This window comes from Sphingomonas sp. UYEF23 (assembly GCF_040546165.1).
Taxonomy (GTDB): Bacteria; Pseudomonadota; Alphaproteobacteria; order Sphingomonadales; family Sphingomonadaceae; genus Sphingomonas; species Sphingomonas glacialis.
The window spans coordinates 449,531-461,667 of the sequence record NZ_JBEPNG010000001.1 but is presented as its reverse complement, the minus strand read 5'-3'; the positions used below and the strand labels follow the sequence as shown (position 1 = coordinate 461,667).

Below are 12,137 nucleotides of genomic sequence, written 5' to 3'. Positions count from 1 at the left end.
GTCAGGCGGGGACGGGAAGGGCGGTACCGCCCTTGAACAGCCGTAGCACCTTGCCCTGGACCGGCAGCCCGTCGAACGGCGTATTGCCGGCCTTGGCGTGAAGCCGGTCGCCCGCAATCTGCCACGGTGCTTCGGGCGCCAGCAGCAACAGATCCGCGGGCGCGCCGACGCCAAGCGACCCCGCTTCCACGCCGAGCACCTTCGCGGGATTGGCCGCGAGCAGCGCGAACAGGCGCTGGAGCGAGATCGTCTCGTCGCGCACCAGACCAAGGCCAAGCGCGAGCAGCGTTTCGGCGCCCGCCATGCCCGATGCCGAGTCGGCGAAGGGCAGGCGCTTTTCCTCGGGCCCATGTGGATCATGGCCCGAGCACAACACGTCGATCGTCCCGTCGGCGATTGCGGCAACGGCCGCCTGACGGTCGCTCTCGCTGCGCAGCGGCGGCGAGAGGTGTGCGAAAGTGCGGAAATCGGTCATCGCGATGTCCGACAGCAGCAGATGTGCGGGGGTAATCCCGCACGTCACGCGGACACCGCGCCGCTTGGCGGCCCGTACCAGCTCAAACCCGGCGGCGGTCGTGACCTGGCGGATGTGGAGCGTCGCGCCGGTTTCCTCGGTGAGCATCAGGTCGCGCGCAATCGCGAGTGCCTCGGCGATCGACGGGGCGGAAGGGAGCCCCATCCGCGTCGCGGTCTCGCCCGCCGTCGCGACGGCGCCTGCGGTGACGCCGCCGTCTTCGGCATGGGTGATGACGCTCAGACCCAGATCGCCGGCATAAGCGAGGACTTTGCGCATCACCCCCGAATCGGCGATCCAGCGAGCGCCGGTCCCGACCGCGCGCGCACCGGCATCGCGGTTGATCGCCATCTCGGCGAGATCGGTGCCGGTGAGGCCACGCGTCGCCGCGGCGATCGGATGGATCCATAGGCCAGGGCGGCCGATCAGCGCGGCGCGCTGGACGATGCCGGGATCATCGAGCACCGGCGACTGATCGGGCATCAGCCCGACGCGAACGATGCCGCCGGCATGGAAGGCGGGAAGGTCGATCGCGAACACGCCGAGATCGACGATCGCGGGCGCAAGCGTCGCGCCGCCGCAATCGATCGTCTCGGCCCCTGCCGGTACGTCGATCAACCCCGTCGCGACGATCCGGTCGTTCTCGACGAGCACGCCGCCCTGCGACACGCCGCCGAGCGGGCAGACCAAGGTCGCGTTGAGCAAGGCGAGCATCCGGCTCATGCCCAGCCCGCCACGCCGCGCGAGCGCCGCGTCAGCACATCGAGGCACGCCATGCGGACGGCGACTCCCATTTCGACCTGTTCGGTGATCGCCGAGCGCGCATGGTCGGCAACAGCCGAATCGATCTCGACGCCGCGGTTCATCGGCCCCGGGTGCATCACCAGCGCATCGGGCGCGGCGCGCTCGAGCCGCTTGAGCGTCAGCCCGTAGCGCAAATGGAACTCGCGGTTCGACGGGATGAAACCGCCCGCCATTCGCTCGTTCTGAACGCGGAGCATCATAACGACGTCGGCGCCCTCGAGCGCGGTGTCGAAATCGGTAAAGGGGGTGACCCCCATCCGCTCGATTCCCTCGGGCATGAGCGTCGCCGGTGCACAGACGCGGACCTCGGCGGCGAGCGCGGTCAGCGCGAGAATATTCGAACGGGCGACGCGGCTGTGGAGGATGTCGCCGCAAATCACGACGCGCTGCCCGGCGATCGTGCCGCGGCGGCGACGGATCGTCAGCGCGTCGAGCAAAGCTTGCGTCGGATGCTCGTGCTGCCCGTCGCCGGCGTTGAGCACCGGGCAATCGACCTTGCCCGCGATCAGCCGGACCGCGCCCGAGCTCATGTGGCGGATGACGATGACGTCCGCGCGCATTGCGTTGAGCGTCATCGCGGTGTCGATCAGCGTTTCGCCCTTCTTCACCGAGCTTTGCGCCGCGTGCATGTTGACGACATCGGCGCCGAGCCGCTTGCCCGCGATCTCGAACGACAGCAGCGTGCGCGTCGAATTCTCGAAGAAGGCGTTGATCAGCGTGAGCCCGCCCAGCCGCTTGTCACTGATCGCGCGTGTGCGGTTGGCGGCGACCCAGCCATCGGCTTCGTCGAGCAGGAAGACGATTTCGTGGGGCTGCAATCCCTCGATGCCGGTAAGGTGCCGGTGCGGAAACACGGCGCGGCCCGGGATGAGCGAGGCGGGGCGGTGATCGGAGGGTTGCATCGAGGCCGTCGGGTAGCCGTGCCGCGGGTTGCTGGCAAGGCCGGATAGGGTGGGAGAGGGCCGCGAGCGACCCTCTCCCAACATCGTATGATCAGTTCGACGGCTCGTGATACGGGCAGCCATTCACCCGCGCGCGGAAGTCCGCCGAGTGACGATAGGTATCGCGCCGGGCGCGGTTGATATTGCCGAGCGGTTGGTGCGCGGCGATCCCGGTCCACACGCTGAAGCGCGTTTCCTCGTTGATCTGCTGGACGTGGGCGTCGCTCCAGCTGTCCTGCGCCGCGGCGCGGATCGTGCCGACGCGCACGAACGGGCTGGTCCACAGCACAGTCGCATCCTCGACCGGTTGCGCTTCGAGATCGCGGCACAGTTGGACGCGGAATTCCCATTCTGCGTCGAGCGTGCGCATTTCGGTGCGGACGTCTTCGCGGATCGCATCCTCACGACCCCCGATCGCGATTTCCTTGCCGGTCAGCGCGATCATTGCCGGGGCCACGGGTGCGATGCTGAACTTGGCGATATAGTCGCCGAAGCGGAAGGCTGTCGCGCTGTAATAGGTCTCGCCGAGCGGCTCGACATTGGGTGCGCCGCCAAGCGAGTTGATCGCCGCGGGAGCCTCGGCCCCGACCGCTTCGAAGGCGTGCCGTACGCCGCGCAAGGCGGCCGAGACGACCTTCTTGGTGCCCTCGAGCCGATCGGTGGTCTTGGCGAGCAGCTTGAGGTTGCCGAGGAACTTCTCGGCGGTCTTCGCCTGGAACACCGGGCCGTTGACCATCACGAAGTCCTGCGCGGTGCCCTCGGAGCCTGGCAAACGGTCTCCAGCGACATCGAACACCTTCATGGCGAGGCCGCGCGGCAGGCCGATCGCATCGGGCAGGATATCGCCGGCATTGGTCGACAGCCGGATCAGCACCTTGTGGCGTCCGCCCTGCGCGAACAGGCCCTGCGCGAGCTCGGCCGGCAAGTCCGAATCGATCGTCAGTTCGCCTTCGAGCAGCCCGTGCGACTTGGCGTGGACCGATCGCACGGCATGACCATAGTCCTCGGCCGTCCGTTCGAGGATTATGTCGAACGTTTCATTGAGATCTGTAACGGTTGTTTGCTCATCGGGCTGGGGTTGCTCGACGTCGGGACGGTAGCGGATCGGGGACTGTAGCATCGGGACGCCTTTACTTGGGGGGCTGGATCTCAAGGAACACGCGAGCCCAACGCGCCAGCGCGACAAACGCTGCCTGTCGTGTTTCCTGCTGCCTTTCAGCAAGCGTTCAGAATTGCCGATTTGGCGGTTTTCCGCGGGATAGCGTGGTTTCTCCCTGCCGTGGAAGCCGCACGTCCTGCCGGATAGCGGTTGCCAAGCCGGGCACGGCTGCGCTTGTGAACCGCACCACGCCATTTCAAAAGGGTAAGTATATGCGCTCGAATATTGTGAAGTCCGCAACGGTAGCCATGATCCTCGCGGGATCGATCGGCGTTAGCGGCTGCGCGACCAAGGGTTATGTCAACCGCCAGATCGCCACCGTGAACACGCGCATCGACGGCATCGATGGCCGTGTCCGCACCGTCGAAGGCGTGTCGGGCCAGGCGCTCACCCAGGCACAGGCTGCTGCCGGCCAGGCACAGCAGAACGCACAGCGGATCGACCAGATCAGCGGCCGCGTCGATGGGCTCGACCAGCAGGTCCAGCAGCAGGCACAGCGCGCACAGCGCCGCCCGCGCGGCTGATCGCACTCCCGCATTCCTCTTATTGTGACCGGACGCATTGCTGAACCAAGTCGAGATGCCAAACAGGCCGTTCTCTCTGCGTCATGGTGTGGGCATGGCCGCAGCACTGCTGGGTCTGATCGCAGGCGCGATCGGACCCACGGCAGCGCTCGGCCGTGCCCCGCTGTCCGACAGGGCGGCGTCGTCTTCAGTGACGACGCCCAGTCGCAAGCCCGGAAACGCCAGGGGTAACGCCCCGGCCAAATCCCTGTCCAAGGGTGGGGCCAAAACGGCCGCTGCGCGCCGCGCGGCGGCCAAGGCCAAGGCCACCGACACGCCGCCGCTGCCCGAACCGGTGCGGTCCGAGGCGGCGAGCCGTGTGATCGCCTGGGTCGGATCGGCGCACGACAATGGTACGCTGCCCTATATCGTCATCGACAAGCAGGCGGCCTCGCTCTCGCTGTTCGATGCGAAGGGCACCTTTCTCGGCGAGACTCCGGTGCTGCTCGGCATCGGCATCGGCGACGATTCCACCCCCGGGGTGGGCGCCAAAGACCTGTCCGAGATCGGGCCGGCCGAACGCACGACGCCAGCCGGGCGGTTCGTCGCCAAGTTCGGCCGTGCGTTCGGGCGCCAGCGCGTGCTGTGGGTCGATTACGCCAATTCGGTCGCGCTTCATGCGGTGATCACGACGCACAAGAAGGAACAGCGCGTCCAGCGCCTGCTGTCGCCAACGCCCGACGACAATCGTATCAGCTTCGGCTGCATCAATGTCGGCACGAGCTTCTACACCAAGCAGATCCGGCCATTGTTCCTCAAGACGGGCGGGGTGGTCTATATCCTCCCCGATACCAAGCCGCTCGATACCGTCTTCCCGCGGGTACGCTTGCTGCCGTATCTCGCGCCGACGGCACCGACCGAGCAGGTCTCGGGCTAGGGGCGGTCGACTCTCCGGGCCGCCGCGTGCCCGGATCAAAGGAAGTGCCATGATCTTGCTTGCCCTCGCGATCGCCGCACCCGAAGCACCGCCGGTGGTGGTGAGCCCGCTCCAGACTTCGCAACTCGCCGAGGCGTGCAGCGGCAAGGACGCCGACACGACCGCGAGTTTCTGCACGGGCTATATCCTCGGGGCATTCGACGCCTTGTCGTTGTCGCACCAGATCTGCCCCTCGGCGGCCAATGCTTCGACGATCAAGGTGGTGAGCGTCGCGCGCAAATATCTTCGCAGCCACAAGAAGAGCTGGAGCAGCGCGCCGAGCTTCGTGATCCGGACCGCGCTGAAAACGGCCTTCGCGTGCAAGGGCCCCTGAACGCCGCTCGCGCGGCTGCTCGGTCCGTGCGGCCAAACGGGGATGACAGGACCGCGAAACGCTCCTAGTTCCGCGGGCGATGGCCGCCCTTCGCATCCTGTTCCGAGCGCATCGGCGGCTGGCCGGCCTGCTGCTGTCGCTCGCGCTATTGGCCAAGATCATGATCCCCGGCGGCTTCATGCCCGTCGTTACCAGCGATGGCCTCGTGCTCGAACTGTGCTCCGGCATGGAACGCACGCAATCGCCGATGGCGATGGCAATGCCGGGCATGGCGGGCGACCATCACGACCAGAAGGGCGACAAGGCCGAAAGCCCGTGCAGCTTTGCCGGCCTGACGGCTCCCGTCATCGCCGGTGCCGACCCCGCATTGCTCGCGATTGCCGTGCTGTTCATCCTTGCGCTCGGCCGGCTGGCCGAGCGCGGCGTCGTCCTGCCGTATCGCCATGCGTTGCGACCGCCGTTGCGCGGACCCCCGGTAGCGGCCTGATTCCTCGCCGCAAGGCTGGGCGACGGTGCGCGCGGATCAGGTCCGGGCGCACGGAATAGCAATCGCGATCGCTGGCGGGTGTTGCGCCCGCTTCCCGATCCCCGTCGACAGTCTGTGTGGCGAGCAGCGCTCGATCGTATCGCACGATGATCGACAGTCAGCGCACGAACCCGTGTGCGAGGCACCCGAACGGGCCGCGCGCGATGGGCTTCGTCCCATTACCCTATCGAACAGGGACCTTCTCATGGTCAGCCGCACATCCGTGCTCGGCGTCACGTCGTTTTGCGCCATGCTCGCAAGCACCACCGTTCCGGCCTTTGCCGAAGAGCGCGCATCGCCAGCGCCCGATTCAAGCCTCGACGATATTCTCGTCACCGCGCAGCGCCGCGCCGCGACGATCGAGAACGCGCCTTCGTCCAAGGCGTCGATCGACGCCGCGACGATCGCGACGACGATCAACGCGCGCAATGTCGAGGATACGCTCAAATATCTCCCAAGCCTCGTCGTTCGCAAACGCCATATCGGCGACAGCCAGGCGCCGCTCGCGACACGCACCTCGGGGCTCGGCGCCAGCGCGCGCAGCCTGATCTACGCCGATGGCGCGATCCTCTCGGCGCTCGTCGGCAACAACAACACCTCGGCCAGCCCGCGCTGGAGCCTGGTATCGACCGAGGAGATCGCCCGTGTCGATGTGCTCTACGGGCCGTTCTCGGCGGCGTATCCCGGCAACGCGATCGGCGCCGTCGTCAACATCACGACGCGCTTGCCCGATAGTTTGGAGGGCACGCTGGTCGCGGGAACCACGGTGCAGCAGTTCGACCTGTACGGCACGCACCGCACCTTGCCGGCCTATCAACTCGGCGGCACGCTCGGCGATCGGTTCGGGCCGCTCGCGGTCTTTGGAAGCGTCGATCATGTCGACAGCCACGGCCAGCCGATCGGCTTTGCCAGCGCCACCGCCACCAAAAGCGCGACCAGCACGCCGACGACGGGCGGCTATGACGACGTCAATCGCACCGGCGGCGCGATCCGCGTCGTCGGCGCGACCGCGTTCGAGCATCAAGTGCAGGATCGGCTCAAGCTCAAGGCCGCGCTTGATCTCTCCGCCGCGCTGCGGCTGACCTATGTCGGCAGCCTGTTCCTCAGCACCACCGATTCGACGGTCGAGAGCTATCTCACCAACCCGGCGAGCGGCCTGCCATTCTATGCCGGCACGACGAGCAACAATGGCCAAATCTACACGCTGGCCGCCAGCGCCTTTGCCGGCAGCGTCTATCGCACCGAGCAGCGGCAATGGTCCCACAATCTGTCGCTCAATGGCAGCGGTACCCGGTTCGACTGGCAAGTGATCGGCACGCTGTACGATGTCGCCAAAGATCAGCAGCGCGTTTCGAATATCGCGCTGCCGGCCGGGCGAGCGGGCGAGGCAGGTTTCATCACCGACTTGGCGGGAACCGGCTGGAAGACGCTCGACGCCAAGGGCGCGTGGCGTTCGGATGCGGCAGCGATGCATACGGTAAGCTTCGGGGCGCACGCCGATTGGTACGAACTCGACAGCAATCGCTACAATACCAGCGACTGGATCGGCGGATCGAAGGGTGCGCTCAACCTGCAAGGCAGCGGCAAGACGCGGACGTACGCGCTGTGGGCGCAGGATGCCTGGCGGATCCTGCCGCCGCTGACGCTCACGCTCGGCGGGCGCTACGAATGGTGGCGCGCGCGTGACGGGGTCAATTTCGCGCAGTCGCCAGCGGTCGGGCCGGTCCGTCAGCCGGCGTTGAGCAGCAATAGATTTTCGCCCAAGGCAGCTCTCGCCTATGCGATCGAACCGCACCTGACCGCGCGGCTGTCGTTCGGCCAGGCGTGGCGTTTCCCGACCGTCGGCGAGCTCTATCAGATCGTCACGACACCGGTCGCGTCGGTCCCAAACCCGAACCTGCGCCCCGAACGCGCGCGCTCGCTCGAACTGGCGCTCGAGCGGCAGGACAGCCGGGGAACCTTGCGGCTCGCTTTGTTCAACGAAGTGATCAAGGACGCGCTGATTTCGCAGATCGGCCCGCTGGCGGTGACCCCGGTTCAAGTCGGCACCTATGTCCAGAATGTCGACGAGACGCGGGCGCGGGGGGCCGAACTCTCGGTCGCCCGGACGAACGTCGTCGGGCGGGTCGATGTCTCGGGCAGCGTGACCTATGCCGACGCGATCACCAGCAAGAATGCGGTCCTGCCCGGCGCAGTCGGCAAGCTGCTCCCGAGCGTGCCGCGCTGGAAGGCGACGGCGGTGGTGACCTGGCGAGCGGTCGACGGCGTCGCGCTGACGGCTGCTGCGCGCTACGCCAGCCGCAATTACGGTGCGCTCGACAACAGCGACGTGGTCGGCAACACCTATCAGGGCTTCTACAAATATTTCGTCGTCGATCTGCGCGCACAGTTTCGCGCCGCGCAGCATATCGAATTCGGGATCGGGGTCGATAACGTCAACAACGGCCGCTACTTCCTCTTCCACCCCTTCCCGCAGCGCAGTTTCGCCGCGGACGTCAAGGTAACTCTCTGATGCCGGCGCTCGCGACCACAGCAAGCGCGCTTCCTGCTGGGCAGGCGCTGTACCGTTGGGTGTGGCGCTGGCATTTCTATGCCGGGCTGTTCGTCCTGCCCTTCATCCTGATCCTGTCGGTCACCGGATCGATCTATCTGTTCAAGCCGCAGGTCGAGCGGTGGGAAGAACGGGCGTTCCGCGGTCTCGGGACGGACGGCGCTGTCTTGCCCGAGGCACAGCTGTCGGCCGCGCTGGCGGCCAATCCGGGGACGCGGTTCAACCACTATCGCTTGCCGCGCGAGGCTGGCGACGCCGCGATGCTGCAGTTGGTGGACGCGGACGGCAAACCGCGCGAGGTCTACGTCTCGCCGCAGGGGCGCGTGCTCGGCAGCCTCGATCCTGCAGCGCGGATCGAGGCGGTCGTCGCGCGGATCCACGGGTCGCTGCTGATCGGCACGCTCGGCGATCGGCTGGTCGAGCTCGCCGCGAGCTGGACGATCGTGCTGATCCTGTCGGGCCTGTACCTGTGGTGGCCGCGGCCGTTCCGGCTGGCGGGAACACTCTGGCCGCGATTCTGGCTGCGTGGGCGGCCGTTGCTCAAGGATCTGCACCGCGTCACTGGATTCTGGGTAGCGGGGCTGGTCCTGGTGATGCTCGCGAGCGGCCTGCCCTGGGCGGGCGCGTGGGGCGGGACGTTCAAATGGGTGCGAGCCGAGCTTGGGCTGGTGAAGGGGCCGCAGGATTGGAAGATCGGCGTCGATGGAGGCCACGCCGGTCACCACGGCGCGATGACCGATCTGCCGACGGCGCGGGCGCCCGAGCCGAAGGGCCTGCCGCTCTCGGTCTTCGTCGCCAAGGCAGCGGCGGAGCGGATGGCGTTTCCCGTGCTGGTGCTTCCGCCGCACACCGTCCAGAAGTTCGGACCACCGACCGGTGCCGTATGGACGGCGAAGTCCGAGGCGCAGAACCGCTGGCTGGATCGGCGCGTGACCTATGATCCGGCGAGCGGGATCGAGACCGGGCGATCGGGCTTTGCCGACCTGAATGTGATCGACCGGATCGTCAACACCGGGGTCGCCTGGCACGAGGGGCAGTTGTTCGGCCTCGCGAACCAGCTGATCGGGGTGGCGACCGCGCTCTCGCTGATCGCTATCAGCGTACTCGGCACGCTGCTGTGGCTCAAACGCCGACCGCGGGGGCAGGTAGGGGCGCCACCCCGGAGCGGCGCAGCGGCGCCGGTGTGGATGTTCGCGCTCGTCATCGTGCTCGGGGTGCTGCTCCCGCTGTTCGGCGCGTCGGCGCTGGTCCTCGCCTTGGTCGATCGGATTGTCGTGTCGATCCGTGCGCGGCGTCAGACAGAGGTGACGGCATAGCGCAGCGCGACGATGCCATGCGCTTGCGTCTCGGCGCCGAGCAAGCTCAGGCGGACTTTGCCGTTCAAGCCCGCGGTGCCGTAGGTCACGATCCCGTCCACCGCTGCGCCGCCATCGAGCGCGGGCGCGACGAGGATGTGGAGTTCGTCGACCACTCCCGCCGCAAGCAGCGACCCGTTGATCCCGCCGCCGCCCTCGAGCAGTAGCTTGGCGATGCCGAAGTCGCGCCTCAGCGTCTCGAGGATCGCGGCGAAATCGAATTCGCGATCTGGCGAGACGACATAGGAAACGCCGTCGGCGGCCAGCTCGGCGAGATGGCTGTCCGCGACATCGGGGCCAAGCAGTACGATGACCGCGTCTCCGCCGACGGTGCCACCGTCGAAATGCAGCTTGCCCGAACGATCGAGCGCGATCGCATAGCTATCGGCGCGGGTCGCGACGTGGAGCGGTCGCGCGACCGCGCCTGGCGATGCGGGCGGATGCGGCGCGGCCTTCGACATCTCCGCCATCGTCACGCGGCCGACGAGCCAGGCATCGCCGCCGAGCGCGTCATGCGCGCTTTCATACGCGGCGGCCCAATCCTTGCGGCTCCCGTCGGGGCTTTCGGTATAGCGGCTGGGATGCAGTCGCCCGTCGATCGACGACTGCATCAGGCAAATCACATACGGCTTCGACGCCGCACCCGCGTCGCTCGGGGTTACCATTCGACACCGATCTTGCCGAAATGCCCCGCGCCCATCTCGTAGCGAAAGGCATCGCCGAGCGCCTCGAGCGGGAAGCGGCGATCGACCACCGGGCGGATCCCGGTCGCGTCGAGCGCGCGGACGAACTCCTGCTGTTCGCGCCGGCTGCCGACGATCAGGCCCTGCAACCGCGCTTGTTTCGCCATCAACGCCGCGGTCGGGACTTGGCCGGCGCCGCCGGTCAGCACGCCGATCAGCGAGATATGCCCGCCGACGCCCACCGCCTCGATCGATTGCGCGAGCGTGCCGGGACCGCCGACTTCGACGACATGGTCGACACCGCGGCCGTCGCTCCAGTCGCGCACCGCTTTGCCCCACTCCAAGTGCTCGCGGTAATTGAGCGTAAAGTCCGCGCCGAGGCGCTTGGCGCGCTCGAGCTTCTGGTCCGACGACGAGGTGATTGCGACGGTCGCGCCCATCGCCTTGGCGATCTGCAACGCCCAGATCGACACGCCGCCAGTGCCGAGCAGCAGTACGGCGTCGCCCGCCTTTAGCTTGCCGTCGACGACCAGCGCGCGCCAGGCGGTGAGGCCAGCGGTGGTGATCGTCGCCGCCTCGACCGCGTCATAACCCTTTGGCGCATGCGTGAAAGCGCTGGCGGGCAGCACGACGAATTCGCAGGCGAAGCCATCGATCCCGTCGCCGGGCGTGCGGCTGAAGTCGCCAATCGTCGCGCTGCCGTCCTGCCAGTCGGGGAAGAAGCACGAGACGACGCTGTCGCCGGGCGCGAATTCGGTGACGCCTTCGCCGACAGCCTCGACGATCCCGCCACCATCGGCGAGCGGGATACGGCCGTCTGCGGTCGGCATCCGCCCCGTCGCGACGCCGAGATCGTGGAAGTTGAGCGAACTGCCGTGCAGCGCGACGCGGATCTCGCCCGCGCCCGGCGCGCCCGGATCGGGTCGGTCTTCGAGTGTCAGATGATCGAGCCCGATCGGGGCCTTGAGAACCATCGCCTTCATGCCGGAAATCCTTGCTGTGTGCGGGCGCAACGCTTGGGGGGCGTTAGTTTTCCCCCGATCACCCGATATTGCGACGGGCGTTGTCTCCGTCGGAGCGAACCCGCTCGCGCATCGACTGCCGGACGTAGAACAGATGCGAGCCGACTTGCGCGACTTTGACGAGCGAGTCGCGCCAATAGGGGACCATCCAGTCGGCGTGATAATGCGTCGCGCGTCCGACATCGACGAACACACGCCCCGCAAGCGCGCGGCGGGCGGCCTGGCGTGCCGCGGCCCAACCGTCATGCACCGGGCGCCGCACGAACGATCCATCGCAGGTGAACGAGAATTGGCATCCGATCGTGCGCGTATAGCCTTGATAGACCACGCCGCAGATCGTCCGCGGAAAGCCGCGCGCGCGGACGCGGTTGAGGATGACCTGGATCACCGCTTTCTGTCCGCGCGTGTCGTCGCCCGCTTCGTAGAGCGCGGCGGTGGCGAGGCATTCGGTGGCTTGCAAGCGCGCGGCGGGGCCACCGTCGAAGCGGTAGCGCGCGGCGGGGACGCGGAAGCGCGGCTCGACCGGGACGGCGCGGTTCGATGCGCGGGCTTGCGCCATCGTCAGCGGCTTGGGGCGCTCCGGGTTCGGCTCTGTCGGCACGCTTGGATAGAGGAACGTCGCGATCAGCAGGATCGCGGCGACGCTGCCGAGCAGCAGCAGCCAGGTCTCCGAAGCGGCGTCGCGCGCGACGCTGCGCGATCCCGAGCGTCGCTTTGTAGGGGTTGGTTTGCGCGCCATGGCCGCGCGCTTATTCAAAGCTTCCGGCCC

At 67.4% G+C, this 12,137-nt stretch carries 12 protein-coding genes; 6 read left to right on the top strand and 6 right to left on the bottom strand.

Features of this window, described 5'->3' with window-relative positions:
- Position 1: 1 nt before the first annotated feature.
- The 3 genes from ABIB28_RS02170 to ABIB28_RS02160 all read right to left on the bottom strand — a co-directional run bounded on the left by ABIB28_RS02170 (position 2) and on the right by ABIB28_RS02160 (position 3,379).
- Entirely contained in the window at positions 2 to 1,237 is a 1,236-nt protein-coding gene (locus ABIB28_RS02170; protein ID WP_354286031.1) for a dihydroorotase, read from the bottom strand.
- Positions 1,234 to 2,220, bottom strand: coding sequence for an aspartate carbamoyltransferase catalytic subunit (locus tag ABIB28_RS02165; RefSeq protein WP_133188746.1), 987 nt, complete (start codon positions 2,218 to 2,220; stop codon positions 1,234 to 1,236). The genes ABIB28_RS02170 and ABIB28_RS02165 overlap by 4 nt, the downstream gene beginning before the upstream one ends.
- A gap of 91 nt (positions 2,221 to 2,311) precedes the next feature.
- Entirely contained in the window at positions 2,312 to 3,379 is a 1,068-nt protein-coding gene (locus ABIB28_RS02160) for a catalase family protein (RefSeq protein ID WP_354286029.1), read from the bottom strand.
- Positions 3,380 to 3,630: 251 nt separating this feature from the next.
- Between ABIB28_RS02160 and ABIB28_RS02155 the strand changes: the two genes are divergently transcribed.
- The 6 genes from ABIB28_RS02155 to ABIB28_RS02130 all read left to right on the top strand — a co-directional run bounded on the left by ABIB28_RS02155 (position 3,631) and on the right by ABIB28_RS02130 (position 9,624).
- The gene (locus ABIB28_RS02155) at positions 3,631 to 3,942 is read left to right on the top strand and encodes a hypothetical protein (protein ID WP_229839185.1); all 312 of its coding nucleotides are present in this window, start codon (positions 3,631 to 3,633) and stop codon (positions 3,940 to 3,942) included.
- Between the two features lie 94 nt (positions 3,943 to 4,036).
- Positions 4,037 to 4,858, top strand: coding sequence for a hypothetical protein (locus ABIB28_RS02150; protein WP_354286027.1), 822 nt, complete (start codon positions 4,037 to 4,039; stop codon positions 4,856 to 4,858).
- A gap of 49 nt (positions 4,859 to 4,907) precedes the next feature.
- The gene (locus ABIB28_RS02145; protein WP_354286025.1) at positions 4,908 to 5,231 is read left to right on the top strand and encodes a Rap1a/Tai family immunity protein; all 324 of its coding nucleotides are present in this window, start codon (positions 4,908 to 4,910) and stop codon (positions 5,229 to 5,231) included.
- 79 nt (positions 5,232 to 5,310) lie between these two features.
- Positions 5,311 to 5,718: a DUF2946 family protein gene (locus tag ABIB28_RS02140; RefSeq protein ID WP_354286023.1), complete on the top strand. Its 408-nt coding sequence runs from the start codon at positions 5,311 to 5,313 to the stop codon at positions 5,716 to 5,718.
- Between the two features lie 244 nt (positions 5,719 to 5,962).
- Positions 5,963 to 8,269: a TonB-dependent receptor gene (locus tag ABIB28_RS02135; RefSeq protein WP_354286021.1), complete on the top strand. Its 2,307-nt coding sequence runs from the start codon at positions 5,963 to 5,965 to the stop codon at positions 8,267 to 8,269.
- On the top strand, positions 8,269 to 9,624 hold the full coding sequence (locus ABIB28_RS02130; RefSeq protein ID WP_354286019.1) for a PepSY-associated TM helix domain-containing protein: 1,356 nt from the start codon (positions 8,269 to 8,271) through the stop codon (positions 9,622 to 9,624). Before ABIB28_RS02135 ends, ABIB28_RS02130 begins: the two co-directional genes overlap by 1 nt.
- Here the strand turns inward: ABIB28_RS02130 and ABIB28_RS02125 are convergent.
- From ABIB28_RS02125 to ABIB28_RS02115, 3 genes are read right to left on the bottom strand one after another with little or no spacing between them, the layout of a single operon-like run.
- Entirely contained in the window at positions 9,603 to 10,328 is a 726-nt protein-coding gene (locus ABIB28_RS02125) for a RibD family protein (protein WP_354286017.1), read from the bottom strand. The two genes, ABIB28_RS02130 and ABIB28_RS02125, sit on opposite strands and share 22 nt — an antisense overlap.
- A complete protein-coding gene (locus ABIB28_RS02120) occupies positions 10,322 to 11,329 on the bottom strand; it encodes a zinc-dependent alcohol dehydrogenase family protein (protein ID WP_354286015.1) in 1,008 nt (335 codons plus the stop codon). The genes ABIB28_RS02125 and ABIB28_RS02120 overlap by 7 nt, the downstream gene beginning before the upstream one ends.
- A gap of 58 nt (positions 11,330 to 11,387) precedes the next feature.
- On the bottom strand, positions 11,388 to 12,107 hold the full coding sequence (locus ABIB28_RS02115; protein WP_354286013.1) for a cell wall hydrolase: 720 nt from the start codon (positions 12,105 to 12,107) through the stop codon (positions 11,388 to 11,390).
- Positions 12,108 to 12,137: the final 30 nt, after the last annotated feature.

Coding starts and splice junctions, on each gene's coding strand:
- ABIB28_RS02155 (WP_229839185.1), top strand. CDS start 3,631: ATGCGCTCGAATATTGTGAAGTCCGCAACGGTAGCCATGATCCTCGCG.
- ABIB28_RS02165 (WP_133188746.1), bottom strand. CDS start 2,220: ATGCAACCCTCCGATCACCGCCCCGCCTCGCTCATCCCGGGCCGCGCC.
- ABIB28_RS02160 (WP_354286029.1), bottom strand. CDS start 3,379: ATGCTACAGTCCCCGATCCGCTACCGTCCCGACGTCGAGCAACCCCAG.
- ABIB28_RS02135 (WP_354286021.1), top strand. CDS start 5,963: ATGGTCAGCCGCACATCCGTGCTCGGCGTCACGTCGTTTTGCGCCATG.
- ABIB28_RS02140 (WP_354286023.1), top strand. CDS start 5,311: ATGGCCGCCCTTCGCATCCTGTTCCGAGCGCATCGGCGGCTGGCCGGC.
- ABIB28_RS02120 (WP_354286015.1), bottom strand. CDS start 11,329: ATGAAGGCGATGGTTCTCAAGGCCCCGATCGGGCTCGATCATCTGACA.
- ABIB28_RS02170 (WP_354286031.1), bottom strand. CDS start 1,237: ATGAGCCGGATGCTCGCCTTGCTCAACGCGACCTTGGTCTGCCCGCTC.
- ABIB28_RS02115 (WP_354286013.1), bottom strand. CDS start 12,107: ATGGCGCGCAAACCAACCCCTACAAAGCGACGCTCGGGATCGCGCAGC.
- ABIB28_RS02145 (WP_354286025.1), top strand. CDS start 4,908: ATGATCTTGCTTGCCCTCGCGATCGCCGCACCCGAAGCACCGCCGGTG.
- ABIB28_RS02125 (WP_354286017.1), bottom strand. CDS start 10,328: ATGGTAACCCCGAGCGACGCGGGTGCGGCGTCGAAGCCGTATGTGATT.
- ABIB28_RS02130 (WP_354286019.1), top strand. CDS start 8,269: ATGCCGGCGCTCGCGACCACAGCAAGCGCGCTTCCTGCTGGGCAGGCG.
- ABIB28_RS02150 (WP_354286027.1), top strand. CDS start 4,037: ATGGCCGCAGCACTGCTGGGTCTGATCGCAGGCGCGATCGGACCCACG.